The sequence below is a fragment of the Streptomyces venezuelae genome, from assembly GCF_008642315.1.
Taxonomy (GTDB): domain Bacteria; phylum Actinomycetota; class Actinomycetes; order Streptomycetales; family Streptomycetaceae; genus Streptomyces; species Streptomyces venezuelae_D.
In genome coordinates this window covers 7,098,721-7,111,110 of the sequence record NZ_CP029192.1, presented here as the reverse complement: position 1 = coordinate 7,111,110, position 12,390 = coordinate 7,098,721, and the positions used below count along the sequence as shown (strand labels likewise).

12 protein-coding genes and 1 pseudogene are annotated in these 12,390 nt (G+C 71.3%); 6 read left to right on the top strand and 7 right to left on the bottom strand.

The window, feature by feature from the left end:
* Window positions 1-61: 61 nt before the first annotated feature.
* On the top strand, window positions 62-1,315 hold the full coding sequence (locus tag DEJ48_RS31380; RefSeq protein WP_150221511.1) for an MFS transporter: 1,254 nt from the start codon (window positions 62-64) through the stop codon (window positions 1,313-1,315).
* Between the two features lie 55 nt (window positions 1,316-1,370).
* Entirely contained in the window at window positions 1,371-2,636 is a 1,266-nt protein-coding gene (locus DEJ48_RS31375; protein ID WP_150219547.1) for a serine-threonine protein kinase, read from the top strand.
* 12 nt (window positions 2,637-2,648) lie between these two features.
* On the opposite strand, the gene DEJ48_RS31370 is transcribed toward DEJ48_RS31375, so the two are convergent.
* Window positions 2,649-5,489 carry a penicillin acylase family protein gene (locus DEJ48_RS31370; RefSeq protein ID WP_150219546.1) on the bottom strand — a complete coding sequence of 947 codons (2,841 nt, stop codon included), beginning with the start codon at window positions 5,487-5,489 and terminating at the stop codon, window positions 2,649-2,651.
* A 303-nt stretch (window positions 5,490-5,792) separates the two neighbouring features.
* Between DEJ48_RS31370 and DEJ48_RS31365 the strand changes: the two genes are divergently transcribed.
* Window positions 5,793-6,401 carry a hypothetical protein gene (locus DEJ48_RS31365; protein WP_150219545.1) on the top strand — a complete coding sequence of 203 codons (609 nt, stop codon included), beginning with the start codon at window positions 5,793-5,795 and terminating at the stop codon, window positions 6,399-6,401.
* 12 nt (window positions 6,402-6,413) lie between these two features.
* On the opposite strand, the gene DEJ48_RS31360 is transcribed toward DEJ48_RS31365, so the two are convergent.
* The gene (locus DEJ48_RS31360; RefSeq protein ID WP_150219544.1) at window positions 6,414-6,932 is read right to left on the bottom strand and encodes a hypothetical protein; all 519 of its coding nucleotides are present in this window, start codon (window positions 6,930-6,932) and stop codon (window positions 6,414-6,416) included.
* 146 nt (window positions 6,933-7,078) lie between these two features.
* A complete protein-coding gene (gene soxR / locus DEJ48_RS31355) occupies window positions 7,079-7,549 on the bottom strand; it encodes a redox-sensitive transcriptional activator SoxR (RefSeq protein ID WP_150219543.1) in 471 nt (156 codons plus the stop codon).
* Window positions 7,550-7,660: 111 nt separating this feature from the next.
* On the opposite strand from soxR, the gene DEJ48_RS31350 reads away from it, so the two are divergent.
* Window positions 7,661-8,125: a MaoC family dehydratase gene (locus tag DEJ48_RS31350; RefSeq protein ID WP_150219542.1), complete on the top strand. Its 465-nt coding sequence runs from the start codon at window positions 7,661-7,663 to the stop codon at window positions 8,123-8,125.
* Here DEJ48_RS31350 and DEJ48_RS31345 read toward each other — a convergent pair.
* The 3 genes and pseudogenes from DEJ48_RS31345 to DEJ48_RS31335 all read right to left on the bottom strand — a co-directional run bounded on the left by DEJ48_RS31345 (window position 8,116) and on the right by DEJ48_RS31335 (window position 10,254).
* Entirely contained in the window at window positions 8,116-8,754 is a 639-nt protein-coding gene (locus DEJ48_RS31345) for a TetR/AcrR family transcriptional regulator (protein ID WP_150219541.1), read from the bottom strand. The genes DEJ48_RS31350 and DEJ48_RS31345 overlap by 10 nt on opposite strands.
* Window positions 8,755-8,832: 78 nt before the next feature.
* Window positions 8,833-9,042 (bottom strand): annotated as a pseudogene (locus DEJ48_RS31340) (YiaA/YiaB family inner membrane protein); the annotation flags it as partial.
* A gap of 60 nt (window positions 9,043-9,102) precedes the next feature.
* Entirely contained in the window at window positions 9,103-10,254 is a 1,152-nt protein-coding gene (locus DEJ48_RS31335) for an acyl-CoA dehydrogenase family protein (RefSeq protein WP_150219539.1), read from the bottom strand.
* Window positions 10,255-10,333: 79 nt separating this feature from the next.
* Between DEJ48_RS31335 and DEJ48_RS31330 the strand changes: the two genes are divergently transcribed.
* Window positions 10,334-10,981 (top strand): TetR/AcrR family transcriptional regulator, encoded by a 648-nt coding sequence (locus DEJ48_RS31330; RefSeq protein ID WP_150219538.1) that lies wholly within the window; start codon window positions 10,334-10,336, stop codon window positions 10,979-10,981.
* 86 nt (window positions 10,982-11,067) lie between these two features.
* Complete coding sequence (locus DEJ48_RS31325; protein WP_150219537.1) at window positions 11,068-11,820, top strand: ArsR/SmtB family transcription factor; 753 nt, start codon at window positions 11,068-11,070, stop codon at window positions 11,818-11,820.
* Here the strand turns inward: DEJ48_RS31325 and DEJ48_RS31320 are convergent.
* Window positions 11,810-12,385 (bottom strand): TetR/AcrR family transcriptional regulator, encoded by a 576-nt coding sequence (locus DEJ48_RS31320; RefSeq protein ID WP_150219536.1) that lies wholly within the window; start codon window positions 12,383-12,385, stop codon window positions 11,810-11,812. The genes DEJ48_RS31325 and DEJ48_RS31320 overlap by 11 nt on opposite strands.
* Window positions 12,386-12,390: the final 5 nt, after the last annotated feature.

Here is a 12,390-nt window from a genome sequence, read left to right as displayed (position 1 = left end):
CCGCGCCGTCGACGTGGGCACGGACGACACCGGGAGCGGCGGGGACGGCGGCGGCGAGAGCATGCGCCGTGTGGCCGTGGCCTCGTTCATCGGAACCGCCATCGAGTTCTACGACTTCTACATCTACGGCACGGCCGCCGCCCTCGTCCTCAACGAGGCGTTCTTCCCGACCCTCGACCCGGTCAACGCCACCCTCGCGTCGTTCTCCACCTACGCGGTGGCGTTCGCGGCCCGCCCCATCGGCTCGGTGATCTTCGGGCACTTCGGCGACCGCGTGGGCCGCAAGTCCGTCCTGGTCGCCTCGCTGCTCCTGATGGGCCTCTCGACCGCCCTAGTCGGCCTCCTGCCCGGCTACGGCACGTGGGGCGTCTGGGCGCCGCTGCTGCTCATCCTGCTCCGCTTCCTGCAGGGCATCGGGCTCGGCGGCGAGTGGGGCGGCGCGGCGCTCCTCGCGGTGGAGCACGCGCCGCGGAAGAAGCGCGGGATGTACGCGGCGTTCCCCCAACTCGGCCCGTCCGTCGGGTTCTTCGCGGCGACCGGCGTCTTCTGGCTGCTCTCGTCGACGCTCTCCGACGACGCGTTCCGCTCGTGGGGCTGGCGCGTGCCGTTCCTGCTCTCCTTCCTGCTGGTCGGCGTCGGCCTCTTCGTGCGGCTGCGGATCAGCGAGACACCGGTGTTCGCGAAGGTCATGGCAGCGCAGGAGGCGAGCAAGGTCCCGACGCTCGACGTGCTCCGCCGCCACCCGCGCGAACTGCTGCTCGGCGCGGGCGGCATGGTCGTCGCGTACGGCCTCTTCTACACGGCCACGACGTACTGCCTCTCGTACGCCACCGGCACCCTGCGCATCTCCCGCGACACCATGCTCGGCCTCTCCCTCGTGGCCTGCCTCTTCCTCGCCGCGGGCACCTGGCTCGCCGCGACGCGCTCCGACGGGGCGGGCCGCCGCAGGCTGGTCCTCGTGGGCTCGGCGCTCGCGGTGGTGTGGGGGCTCGTGCTCTTCCCGCTCCTGGACACCGAGCAGCCGGTGCTCGTCGCCCTGGCGATCGGCGGCGCGCTGTTCTGCATGGGCGTGGTGTACGGCCCGATGGGCGCCTACCTGCCCGAGCTGTTCGGGGCGAACGTGCGCTACTCGGGCGCCTCGCTCGCGTACAACCTGGGTGGTGTCCTCGGCGGCGCGGTCTCGCCGCTGGTCGCGACCCGGCTGCAGTCGGCGTTCGGTTCGTCGTCGGTGGGCTGGTACGTGAGCGCGATGGCGGTGGTGTCGCTGCTGTGCGTCCTCGCCCTGCCCGAGACGCGGGAGCGGGAACTCGCGTGAACGCGCCCCTGCCGCGCATCTGGCCAGGTGGCCCGGGCGGCAGGACCATACCGGCGTGGAGCCCTACTGGGAATTGACCTTCGACGCCGACGGCGACGTCGACACCGAGCAGCGCGCGCAGCTGCTGTCCGGCACGGAACGCGAACGCGTCACCGATCTGCTGGTCTTCGCGCACGGCTGGAACAACGAGAAGAAGGACGCCCGGAAGCTGTACGGGCGTTTCTTCGGCCCCTGCCAGGATCTCGCGGGCACGGACGTGCGCCTCGGCTACGTGGGAGTGCTGTGGCCCGCGATCCGCTTCCCCGACGAACCCATCCCCGACTTCGACCCGTCGGCCGCGCCCGTCGCCGCCACCCCGCCGGGCGAGCCCGTCCTCGACGCGACCACCCGGGAGGCGCTCGACCGCGCCTTCCCCGACCACGCCACGACCCTCGACCGGATCGCCGAACTGCTCGCCGAGCGCTCCGAAGTACCGACCCGCGTCTATGAGTTCGGGCGCCACGTGCGCGAGCTGGTGTCCCTGCGCGAGACCCATCCGGCCCGGCACTTCGGCCAGGACACCGGGGCGGGCGAGCCCGCCATGCTCACCGACGACGCGGTCAAGGTCTGCGAGGTGTTCGCCGCCGCACGCGCGGACACCGGCCGGCCCCTGCTCCTCAGCGACCTGCGCAACCGACTGTGGGACGGCGCGTACGAACTGCTGCGCCAAGGCACGTACTACGCGATGAAGCGCCGTGCGGGCGCCGTCGGCCAGCTGGGGCTCGGGCCCGCCATCGGTCTGCTCGCCGCGGACGTGCCGAGGGTGCGGGTGCACCTCATCGGCCACAGCTTCGGCGGCAGGCTCGTGTCGTACGCGCTGCGCGGGATGCCCGCCGACGTGCGCGCGGTGAAGTCGGTGACGCTCCTGCAAGGCGCCTTCTCGCACTACACGTTCGCCGAGCGGCTGCCGCACGACAAGTCACGCGGCGGGGCGCTGCACGGCATGCAGAAGCGGATCGACGGGCCGCTGGTCTCCTGCTACTCGCACCACGACGACGCCCTCGGCCGCATGTACCCCCTCGCGTCGAAACTGGCCGGGGACTCGTCGAGCTTCCTGAACCTGTGGGAGCGGTGGGGCGCCATCGGCTACAACGGCGTCCGGTCCGTGGCCGGCACCAAGCGCATCAAGCTCGGCGAGAAGGTGCCGGCCAAGGGCTGCGTCAGCATCGACGCGGCGTCGGTGGTGCGCCGGGGCGGTCCGCCCTCCGGCGCGCACAGCGACGTGTGCCACGAGGAGCTGGCACGCGTCGTGTTCGCCGCGGGGCGGATCGCCCGGTCCTGACGCGCATGCGGCCTACCGGTGGCGGGGGAACTCGACGACCTGCTGGTACGTCGGGCGGTTCTGCCACTGGATCGGCTTGTGCGTGATGCCGCCGAGCGCCCGGTGGATGACGGAGTCCGCGCACCACTGGTCGCCCGCCTTGCACGAGTCGTCACCGGGATAGACCTCGGCGGCCGGCTCGGCGACGGCCTGCCCGAGGGCGGTGAGCAGGGCGTCGCGGCAGGCGTCGAGCTTGCCGCCGCCGCAGTAGGTGTCGGCGAGCTCGCCCTTCACCGGCTGCCCGAGGACCTTGCGCAGGTCCTTGTCGGCATAGCCCCACCAGCCGTACTGGAACGCCGATCCGGCGTGCGCCCCCGTCGGCCCGTGCCCGGCGGAGGGTGCCTCGTCGGTGGCGAGCTGGGAGGTGAGGGCGGCGTACAGCTCCTTGCCGAGGCCCGGCTCGAACTCGGCCCGGACCAGCCGCGGCCACCAGGCGTCCATGATGCGCACGGCGTCGGGGTGGGCGTACGTCTTGGAGCCCGCCGCCGTCTGGTTGCGCTGGGCACCCGCGGCCCGCCAGGCCTCCAGCTGCTGGACGGCCTTGGCCAGCTGCGGGTCGGTGACCGGCTTGCTGCGCAGCACCTTCAGGAGCTCCGGCAGCACCTGTTCGCCGCGCAGGTCGGTGACGGCGGCCTCGGACATGGCCTGGGTGAGCGAGGCGCGGGTGACGCCGCCCTCCTCGGTGAGCTTCTTGACGCGCCCGTCGAGCAGGTCGCCGCGGTGCACCGCGCTGACGCCGAGACCGGCCGTGCTGAAGTCCTTGGCCTGCTTGTTGTTCCAGGAGATGTAGTAGTCCTGGTTGACGGACTGCGGGTGCTCGGCGGGCGGGGTCTGCGCCGAGGTGTTGTCCTCGGGGTCGAAGTCGCTCCATTCGAGGTCCTGTTGGGCCCTGACCGGCAGGGCCGGATCGACGCTTTCGGCGCGCTCGGGGTTGGCGCCGCTGTTGTAGTACGCGATGTCGCGCGAGTCGGCGTAGAACCAGTTGAAGGCGTAGCTGATGTTCTGCGCGGCCTTCTTGAACGTCGCGGAGTCCTTGACGTACGTGGGGTCGTTCAGCATCTGGAAGCCGATGATGGAGTCGGCCTCGTGGCGGTAGGTGGAACGCAGCGAGACGTACGCGACGGGTTTGCCGTCGACGCTCGCGCGGTGCGTGACGATGCCGTACTTCGTGCGGAAGACCTGCATGCGGTAGGAGCCCGCGGCCGTGGAGTCGGCGACGGTCGGCTTCCAGGCGTTCTCGCGCTCCATCTTCTCCATGGGTGTGCAGGTGCCGCGGTACAGGTAACCGGCCGACTGCTTCGTGGGGGCTCCCCCGCCCGGCTCGCACAGCTCCACGGCGTACGTGTCGGTGATGTCCTGCCCGGCTGACGTGGCCGACCAGGCGTAGTCCTGGCCGCGCCCCAGCTGGACGTACATGCCGACGCCCGCGAAGGAGACGCCTCGCGCGCTGATGCCGGGACCCTGGAGCTCCTGCTGCATGAGGAGCTGCGGTGCGAAGTAGCCGGTCTGCGGGCCGAAGACGGCGACGGGGTTGCCGCTCGCGGTGTGCTTCCCGGAGACGAGCAGGGCGTTGGACATGCCCTTCTTATGGCCGTCGGCCCGGAACAGGTCCGCGGGCAGGACGCCCTTGTCGTACATGCCCTGCGCCGGCTTCAGCTTCTTCGGCGCCTTCACCGGGTCCTTGGCCCCGGTCCTCGCGCCGCCCTCCTTGTCGTACACGAGCTGCTCGCGCTCGACCGAGCCCGGGTCGGGCATGGCGGTGCCGCGCGCCTTCTCCGGCTTGCCCGCGTACGGGAAGCTCGTGCCGTCGTGGATGGTCTGGACGGCCTCGGGGTCGTTGCGGGCGCGGAAGGACTCCCAGACCTTCGTGCCCTTCTCGACGCCGTACTTCTTCTGGGACTCCAGGAGGGAGAGGGCGGACTCGACCTCTCCGCCGCCGCCGTTGCCGAAGAGCCCGCCGACCACGGAGGCCAGCGCGATCATGTCGGTGATCTTGAAGGGTTCGATCTCGCCGACGTTGGTGATCGCGTCTATCTTGCCGGTCAGGACGTACTCACCGGGGAAGTAGCGGCCGTTCTTCGACTTGGTGCGGTACGCGTTGAGGCCGTCGATGTAGGCCTGCGCGTCCTCCATGGCCTGCTTGCCGCGCTCGCCCTGGGTCGTCCTGATGTACTCGACCTGCTTCTCCAGGTCCTTCTCCGTGTACGGGGCCTGCGGCCAGAACTGCTGTTCGAGGCCCTGGTTGGCGGGGGCGCCGCCCGCGAACGAGGTGAGCCGGCCGCGCCCGATGTGCCGGAACAGGTCGATGAGCCAGAGCCGGTCCTGCCCGGCGGCGAAGCCCGCGCCGAACTCGGTGCCGTAGCGCGTGGTGCCCTTGATGTGCGGGACGCCGTACTTCTTGTCCCGGGTGATCGTCACGTCGTCGCGCGGCTTGGTCACCGAGGCGACCTGGTCGCCGGGCACCCCGAAGGAGGCGTCGTCGAAGAACTCGGTGAGCTTGTCGTCGGTGAGCGACGGATAGCCGGAGGAGAGTTTGTCGTAGGGGCCCAACTGGTCGTCGGCGTGCGCGGGTCGGGTGCCGAAGACACGGTGGGCGAGGATCTCGGCGAGCGTGGCGTTGCCGTTGGCGCCGGGGGGCAGCACGTCCGCGCACTGGCCCCCGCAGAAATCCGTGTCCTCGGCTGCGGACCGCTCCTTCGGGGCCGGCTCCCTCGGGCCGGCGACGGCGCCCGGCAGAGGCGCGAGCAGGGAGGCGCCGAGCGCGAGCGCCGCCCCCGCGGTGAGTGTTCTGAGCCTGACGATGCGTCGTCGCATGGGTGCTCCTCCGGTTCCTGCGGAAGACCGATGCGGCGGAGGCTACTGGCGGGTTGCCCATCGTGAAAGATGAACAAGCGTCGCCTTTTCCGAATCACCACAACGCGCCCCCCATGCGCCTGCATCACCCCAGCTCGTGCGGGCAGGCGAAAAACGGTCGCGCGATGAGGGAGCCGAATCGCGTGTCGATACGTCTACTCGGCGACGTCGTGACGAACTCGATGGACTCGGTTCGACATCGACGCCGCGGAATGCGGAACACGGGTACCAGTACGGAAGTACGTGTGACGGAGGTGCAGGGCGATGGCCGGATTCCGGAGTCTCGCGAGACAGGTGCGTGATCCGAAGAGCGACCTGGCACTGCGGCGGTACTCGCTGCGCAAGTGCCTGGAGAGGTTCGCCCCCTACGGCCACCGGGCGACCTGGGACCATCTGTGCGCCCGGGCGGGGTTCGGGCCCGAGGACAGGTCGCCCGACCCGGTGCGGCTGGTGGCGGCACTGAACGAACTGGAAGCGGCACGGGCGGTGTGGCTCGCCTACGAGGCGGGCTTCGCCGAACGCCGCCGCAAGGAGAAGCACGACGGGCTCAGGCGCCCGGGCAGCGTCGACGACTGGCACCGCTGCACCTGGGGCGGATGCGGCGTGGCCTGGTGCGACGACCCCGACATCCACCCGGACGAACCCCTCGCCGAGGTCCTTCGCCGGCTCATCGCGGCGCTGGAGAGGGAGCCGGGCACGACCTGCCCCGTCTGTGCGGACACCGCCCTCACCTGGAAGCACGGCCTGGCCCACGAGCCGTCGTCGGGAGCGGTCTGCACGGGCTGCGGCATCGTCGTGCCCGGCCCGGTCCTCACGGCCGACGCCGTGGACCGGGCGCGCGCGAGGCGGCTGCGTCCGCTGGTGTCGGCGTGAGGAAAGGCGCGGTCAGGGCGTGACCACATCCGTGTGGATCGCCAGCTTGAACTGGGCGTGGATCAGCGGCGTGCGGAGCTTCACGTCTCCCGCGCCGCGTGCCGAGACCTTCAGCCCGAGCGGCGTGCCCGGGTGCACGAACATCTGCCAGAGGTAGGTCCTGTACTGCCCTCCCCTGGTCGGCGCGGAGTCGGTCGTCGCGGTCGAGTCGTACCCGGTCGAGAGGCCGAGCGGGTCACGGACGTACCGCGAGCGGAACTCGGTCGCCTTCGCGTCGGGCTCCCAGAAGACCATCGCGGACAGCAGGCCCCACCCCTCGTGGCTGGGCCATATCAGCCCCGAGCGCGCGTCCGGGTACTCCGAAGGGGTCGTGAACCCCTTCGCCGGGTCGTGCATGTGCCACGGATCGTAGGACTCGGCACCCGCGGCGTACGGGAAGCGCACCAGGTGGTAGCCGTCACTGTCGTACTTGACGGTCTGCCGTCCGTGGCGGGCGGCGTCCCACAGCAATGAGCAAATGGCGACGGACATCGGCTCTCCCCCGTTCTGCGTCGACGTACTTCCTTACGTAGAACACACGTTGGTACTCCGGGCCGGGTTGCGGCCAGACGTAGCACAGGGAAATTCCGGGGGTCACGCCGTTTTGTGAGCTCCGGATGTACGGGGCCCCGCGGACGTCACTTGTCCCGGGGGCCGCGGTCCACCAGGAGCCGGGAGCCGCTGTGCCGCTCGCCGAAGACGTCGTCGGGGTTGGAGAGCACGCAGGTGTCCAGGGAGAGACAGCCGCAGCCGATGCAGTCCGTGAGGTGGTCGCGCAGCCTGCCGAGTTGCTTGATGCGCTTGTCCAGCTCGGAGCGCCAGCCCTCCGAGAGGCGCGCCCAGTCCTCGCGGTTGGGCGTGCGCTCCTCGGGGAGCGAGTCCAGGGCCTCGCGGATCGTGGAGAGCGGGATGCCGACGCGCTGGGAGGCGCGGATGAAGGCGACGCGGCGGAGCGTGTCCCGGTGGTAGCGGCGCTGGTTGCCGGAGGTGCGGCGGCTGGTGATGAGGCCTTTGGACTCGTAGAAGTGCAGGGCGGACACGGCGACGCCGCTGCGGTCGGCGAGCTGGCCGACCGTGAGTTCGTGAACCTTCTCCGGTATCTGATGCACGCTCCAAACCTACTGGCTGGTCCGTTGACACGCGTCGGCCCACACACCATGCTGAGCAAGCGCTTAGTCTGCATACGTGCTGAGTCTGCATACGTCTAGGAGGCCAGGGACATGGCGGAGCCGAGGATCTTCACGTCGCCCGAGGAGCTGCGCGCCGGTGTCGGCGAGCAGCTCGGGTACAGCGACTGGCTGGAGATCGACCAGAAGCGGATCGACCTCTTCGCGGAGGCGACCGGCGATCACCAGTGGATCCACGTGGACGCGGAGAAGGCCGCGCAGGGCCCCTTCGGGACGACCATCGCGCACGGCTACCTGACCCTGTCGCTGCTGCCGATCCTGGTGCCGCAGACGATGCGGGTCGAGGGCATGAAGATGGGCCTCAACTACGGCACGGAGAAGGTCCGCTTCCCCTCCCCCGTGCCGGTCGGCTCGAGGCTGCGCGCGAGCGCCGTGCTCACGGACGTCACGCCGACCAAGGACGGCGGCGTGCAGGTGACGGCCAAGGTCACCGTGGAGCGCGAGGGCGGCGACAAGCCCGCGTGCGTGGCGGAGTCGGTGTCGCGCTACTACTTCTGAGGCTCCGCGGGCCGGGCGCCCACCATCCGCAGCACGAGGTCGGCGTAGAGCGCGCCGACCTCGTCGGGCGTCCGGTGCCCCGCCACGTTGAACCAGCGGGCGACGTCGATGCAGAGCGACAGGACGGCGAGCGTGGTGCCCGGCACGTCGGGTACGTCGAACTCCCCCGTCCGCACACCGTCGTTGATGATGTCCCGCACCGCCGCGTCCGACTTGCGGCGCAGCGCCACGATCTCCGTGCGGTGCTCGTCGCCGAGCGCGTCCAGCTCGTACTGCACGACGCGGGCGGTCGTGTGGTGCGCGGCGTGCCAGCCGACGAAGGACCGCACGGCCGCCTCCAGGCGCTCGGCGGGGCCGCCCTCGCCGTCCGCCGCGGTCCGCAGGATCGCCAGGGCCTTGTCGTGGCCGATCCTGCTGATGCGGTGGAGCAGCTCTTCCTTCGTCTTGTAGTGGATGTAGAGCGCGGCGGGGCTCATGCCGGCGCGGCCCGCGATGTCCCGGGTCGTCGTCGCGTGGTACCCGCGCTCGGCGAAGGCCTCGACGGCGGCGACCAGCAGCCGCCTGGCCGCGTCGGGGCTGACCTCGCCCCACGGCTGCTCCTCGCCGGGCGTCTCCTCCGCCGTACCCATGTCCACTCCTTCACCGTTCGGGAGGGACACCATACCCCTGACGGTGAGCAAGCGCTTAGCGCGCCGGGCGGCTCAGGGGGCCTCCTGCCGGTCCCTGATCACCTTGGCGAGGGTGAACGCGGAGGTCGTCAGGTAGAGCACGGCGATGGCGAGGAAGCCCCGCACCCACGCCGAGGCGTCCAGGTAGCCGATGCCGACGGCGACGGCGCCGAGGGAGACCGCGAAGGAGGCCACGGCCTGGCCGTAGAAGGCGTTGGTGTTCTGCGGTTTGACGAGGGACTGGGTCATGCCGACAGCTTCGGCGAGGGGCGGCGGGGCCGGTATCCGCTCACGTACTCAGGCGGGTACTCAGAAGGCCGAAACCCCCGTCAGCGCACGGCCGATGACCAGCTTCTGTATCTGGCTGGTGCCTTCGTAGAGGGTCATCACGCGGGCGTCGCGCAGCAGCTTGCCCGCCGGGTACTCGTCGATGTAGCCGTAACCGCCGAAGACCTGAAGGGCGTTGTTCGCGGCGCGCACGGCGGCCTCGGAGGCGAACAGCTTGGCCTTGGAGGACTCCGTGGCGAACGGCTGCCCCCGGTCGATGAGGTCGGCGACCCGCCAGGTCAGCAGGCGCGCGGCGTCCACGTCGACCGCGATGTCGCTGATCAGCTCCTGCACCAGCTGGTGATGGGCGATGGTCTTGCCGAACTGCTCGCGCTCGGTGGCGTACCGCACCGCCGCGTCCAGGGCGGCCCGCGCGATGCCCACGCAGCCCGCCGCCACCGACATGCGCCCCTTCGCGAGGGCCGACATGGCGACGGAGAAGCCCTTGCCCTCGGGCGCCATCATGGCCGACGCGGGGACGCGCACGTCCTCCAGGACGAGTTCGGCGGTGGCCTGGCCGCGCAGGCCGAGCTTGCCGTGGAGGGTACGGCGAGTGAGACCGGGGGTGTCGGTGGGGACCAGGAAGGCGGAGACGCCCTTGTGGCCGGGCGCGTCGCCGGTGCGGGCGAAGAGGAGCACGACGTCGGCCCAGGTGCCGTTCGTGATGAACATCTTGGTGCCGTTGATGACGTACGAGTCGCCGTCGCGCACCGCCCTGGTGGTGAGGCTGCCCGCGTCGGAGCCGGTGCCCGGTTCGGTGAGCCCGAAGCATCCGACGTACTCGCCGGAGGTGAGCCCCGGCAGCCACTGCCGCTTCTGCTCCTCGCTGCCCCAGTGCGCGATGGTCTTGGCGACCAGGCCGAGCGAGACGGAGACGATGCCGCGCACGGAGGAGTCCCCGCGCCCGAGCTCCTCGGTCACCAGGCAGTACGCGAGGTGGTCGCCGCCCGAGCCGCCGTACTCCTCGTCGATGGTGAGCCCCAGGAAGCCGACCTCGCCGAGCTTCTTCACGAGGGCGCGGTCGACGCTCTCCGCGCGGTCCCACTCGATGACGTGCGGTGCGATCTCGCGCGCGACGAAGTCCTCGGCCAGCTCCCGGACGGCGGTCTGCTCGTCGCTGAGCTCCAGGTTCATCGGGGCACCTCTTCGGAGTTTGAAGTCGAGATTTAAATTAGCACTGCTAGTTTGTTCCGGCAGCCCTACTATGTGCCGCATGGCCCGACCGCGCAAGCCCCTCCTCAGCCGAGAACGCATCGTCGACACGGCGCGCGCTCTCGTGGACGCCGAGGGGCTCGCGGCCGTCTCGACGCGCCGCCTCGCCGCCGAACTCGGCGTCAGCGGGCCCTCTCTCTACAACCACTTCCGCACCAAGGACCAGATCCTGGAGGCGGTCGCGGACTCGGTGAGCGCACAGGTCGACTTGTCGATGTTCGACGCCGACGACGCGCGGGACTGGCGCACGGCGCTGCACGACTGGGCGGTCTCCTACCGGGCGGCCCTCACCCTGCACCCGAACATCGTGCCGGTGCTCGCGCGCGGCCCCGGGCGCAGGCCGGCCGGGCTGCGGCTCGCGGACGCGGTGTTCGGGGCGATGGTCGACGCGGGCTGGCCCGCCGCACAGGCCACGTCGATCGGCGCCCTGATGCGGTACTTCGTCATGGGCTCCGCGATCGGCTCGTTCGCCGGGGGCTTCGTCGACGACGAGGCGGCGTACGACCCCGCCGACTACCCCCACCTCGGCCAGGCCCACCTCCTCGCCGACCGCCAGCAGGTCATCGACGAGCGGGCCTTCGATGCGGGCCTGCGGGCCCTGCTCGACGGGCTCGCGCTGCAGTACGAGCAGGTGGCGGCGCGGGCGTGAGCTTTGCGCGGGTGCAGGTGCAGGTGCAGGTGTGAGCTTGACATGGTTCGGTGCGGGCCGAACTGTCCATGGCGCACCCTGGAGGCATGAAGCCGGGCCCCACGAAGAACGCCACCGCCTCCGCCACCACGTCCGCCACGGCCCCCGCCCTCGCCTCCCTCGCCGGGCTGTTCGCGGACGAGACACGGGCGGCCTGTCTGCTCGCGCTGCTCGACGGGCGGGCCTGGACGGCCGGTGAGCTGGCCCGGCACGCGGGCGTCGCGCCCTCGACCGCCAGCGAACACCTGGGCCGGCTCGTCGCCGGGGGCCTGCTCACCGAGGCCCGCCAGGGCAGGCACCGCTACGTACGCCTCGCCGACGCACGGGTCGCCCAGCTCGTCGAGGACCTCGCCGCCCACGCGGCGCCCGGCGCCGACATCCGGCCCCGCACGCTGCGCGAGGCGGGCGCCGCCGGAGCGATGGCGCGGGGCCGCACCTGCTACGACCACCTCGCGGGGCGGCTCGGGATCATCGTCACCGGAGCGATGACGGAGCGCGGGCTGCTGCGACAGGACACCGGGTTCGCCCTGACCGACCGGGGCGTGGCCTGGTTCGGGGAGTTGGGGATCGACCTCGCGCGCGGCGGACGCCGTCCGCTGGCCCGGGCCTGCGTGGACTGGACGGAGCGCAAGCCGCACCTCGCCGGGGTCGCGGGCGCGGCGCTGTGCGGGCACGCGCTGGCCGTGGGCTGGTGCGAGCGGATCGGTTCGGAGCGGGCCGTGCGGGTCACCCCCGCCGGGGCGCGGGCCTTCGCCGCGCACCTCGGCATCGACGACTTCGGGGACCGCGTCACTCCGTGACGACGCGCTCCACGGCGGCCGCGACGAGGGCGTCGCGCTCGGCGTCCGAGAGGAAGTCCGGCAGCGTGAGCTGTTCGACGATGAGCCAGTTGAAGGCCAGGTACAGCAGTTTGACGGCCGTGGCGTCACCGGGGAGCCCCGACGCCTCGTGGTACGAGAGGTTCGCCTCCAGGTCGGCCCGGACGCGCTCGGTCAGCACGGCCCGCAGCTCCGGGCGCCGGGTGGCCTCGAGACGCAGTTCGAGCAGCGCCAGATAGCCCGTACGGAAGCCGCTGACGCGGCCCACGACCTCGCGCATCAACTGGACGTACGTCTCCTTGTCCGGCGTGGCCGTGCGCTGCCGCTCGACCTCCGCCTGGTCCGGCGTCAGCCGTTCGTAGACGCGGGCGCCCGCCTGGGTGAGCAGGTCGTCGCGGTTGCCGAAGTAGTTGGACGCGGTGCCGGTGGGCACGCCCGCCTCGGTGTCCACGGCCCGGAAGGTCAGCCCCCGGGCACCCTCCCTGGCCAGCACCTCGATGGCGGCGTCGACCAGGGCCGCCCGCCGCCCGTCATTCCTGCGCACCATTGACA

Bases quoted from the DNA above. Each gene is read 5' to 3' on its own strand.
- DEJ48_RS31380 (WP_150221511.1), top strand. From the start codon at position 62: ATGCGCCGTGTGGCCGTGGCCTCGTTCATCGGAACCGCCATCGAGTTC.
- DEJ48_RS31370 (WP_150219546.1), bottom strand. From the start codon at position 5,489: ATGCGACGACGCATCGTCAGGCTCAGAACACTCACCGCGGGGGCGGCG.
- DEJ48_RS31365 (WP_150219545.1), top strand. From the start codon at position 5,793: ATGGCCGGATTCCGGAGTCTCGCGAGACAGGTGCGTGATCCGAAGAGC.
- DEJ48_RS31360 (WP_150219544.1), bottom strand. From the start codon at position 6,932: ATGTCCGTCGCCATTTGCTCATTGCTGTGGGACGCCGCCCGCCACGGA.
- DEJ48_RS31350 (WP_150219542.1), top strand. From the start codon at position 7,661: ATGGCGGAGCCGAGGATCTTCACGTCGCCCGAGGAGCTGCGCGCCGGT.
- DEJ48_RS31345 (WP_150219541.1), bottom strand. From the start codon at position 8,754: ATGGGTACGGCGGAGGAGACGCCCGGCGAGGAGCAGCCGTGGGGCGAG.
- DEJ48_RS31335 (WP_150219539.1), bottom strand. From the start codon at position 10,254: ATGAACCTGGAGCTCAGCGACGAGCAGACCGCCGTCCGGGAGCTGGCC.
- DEJ48_RS31330 (WP_150219538.1), top strand. From the start codon at position 10,334: ATGGCCCGACCGCGCAAGCCCCTCCTCAGCCGAGAACGCATCGTCGAC.
- DEJ48_RS31325 (WP_150219537.1), top strand. From the start codon at position 11,068: ATGAAGCCGGGCCCCACGAAGAACGCCACCGCCTCCGCCACCACGTCC.
- DEJ48_RS31320 (WP_150219536.1), bottom strand. From the start codon at position 12,385: ATGGTGCGCAGGAATGACGGGCGGCGGGCGGCCCTGGTCGACGCCGCC.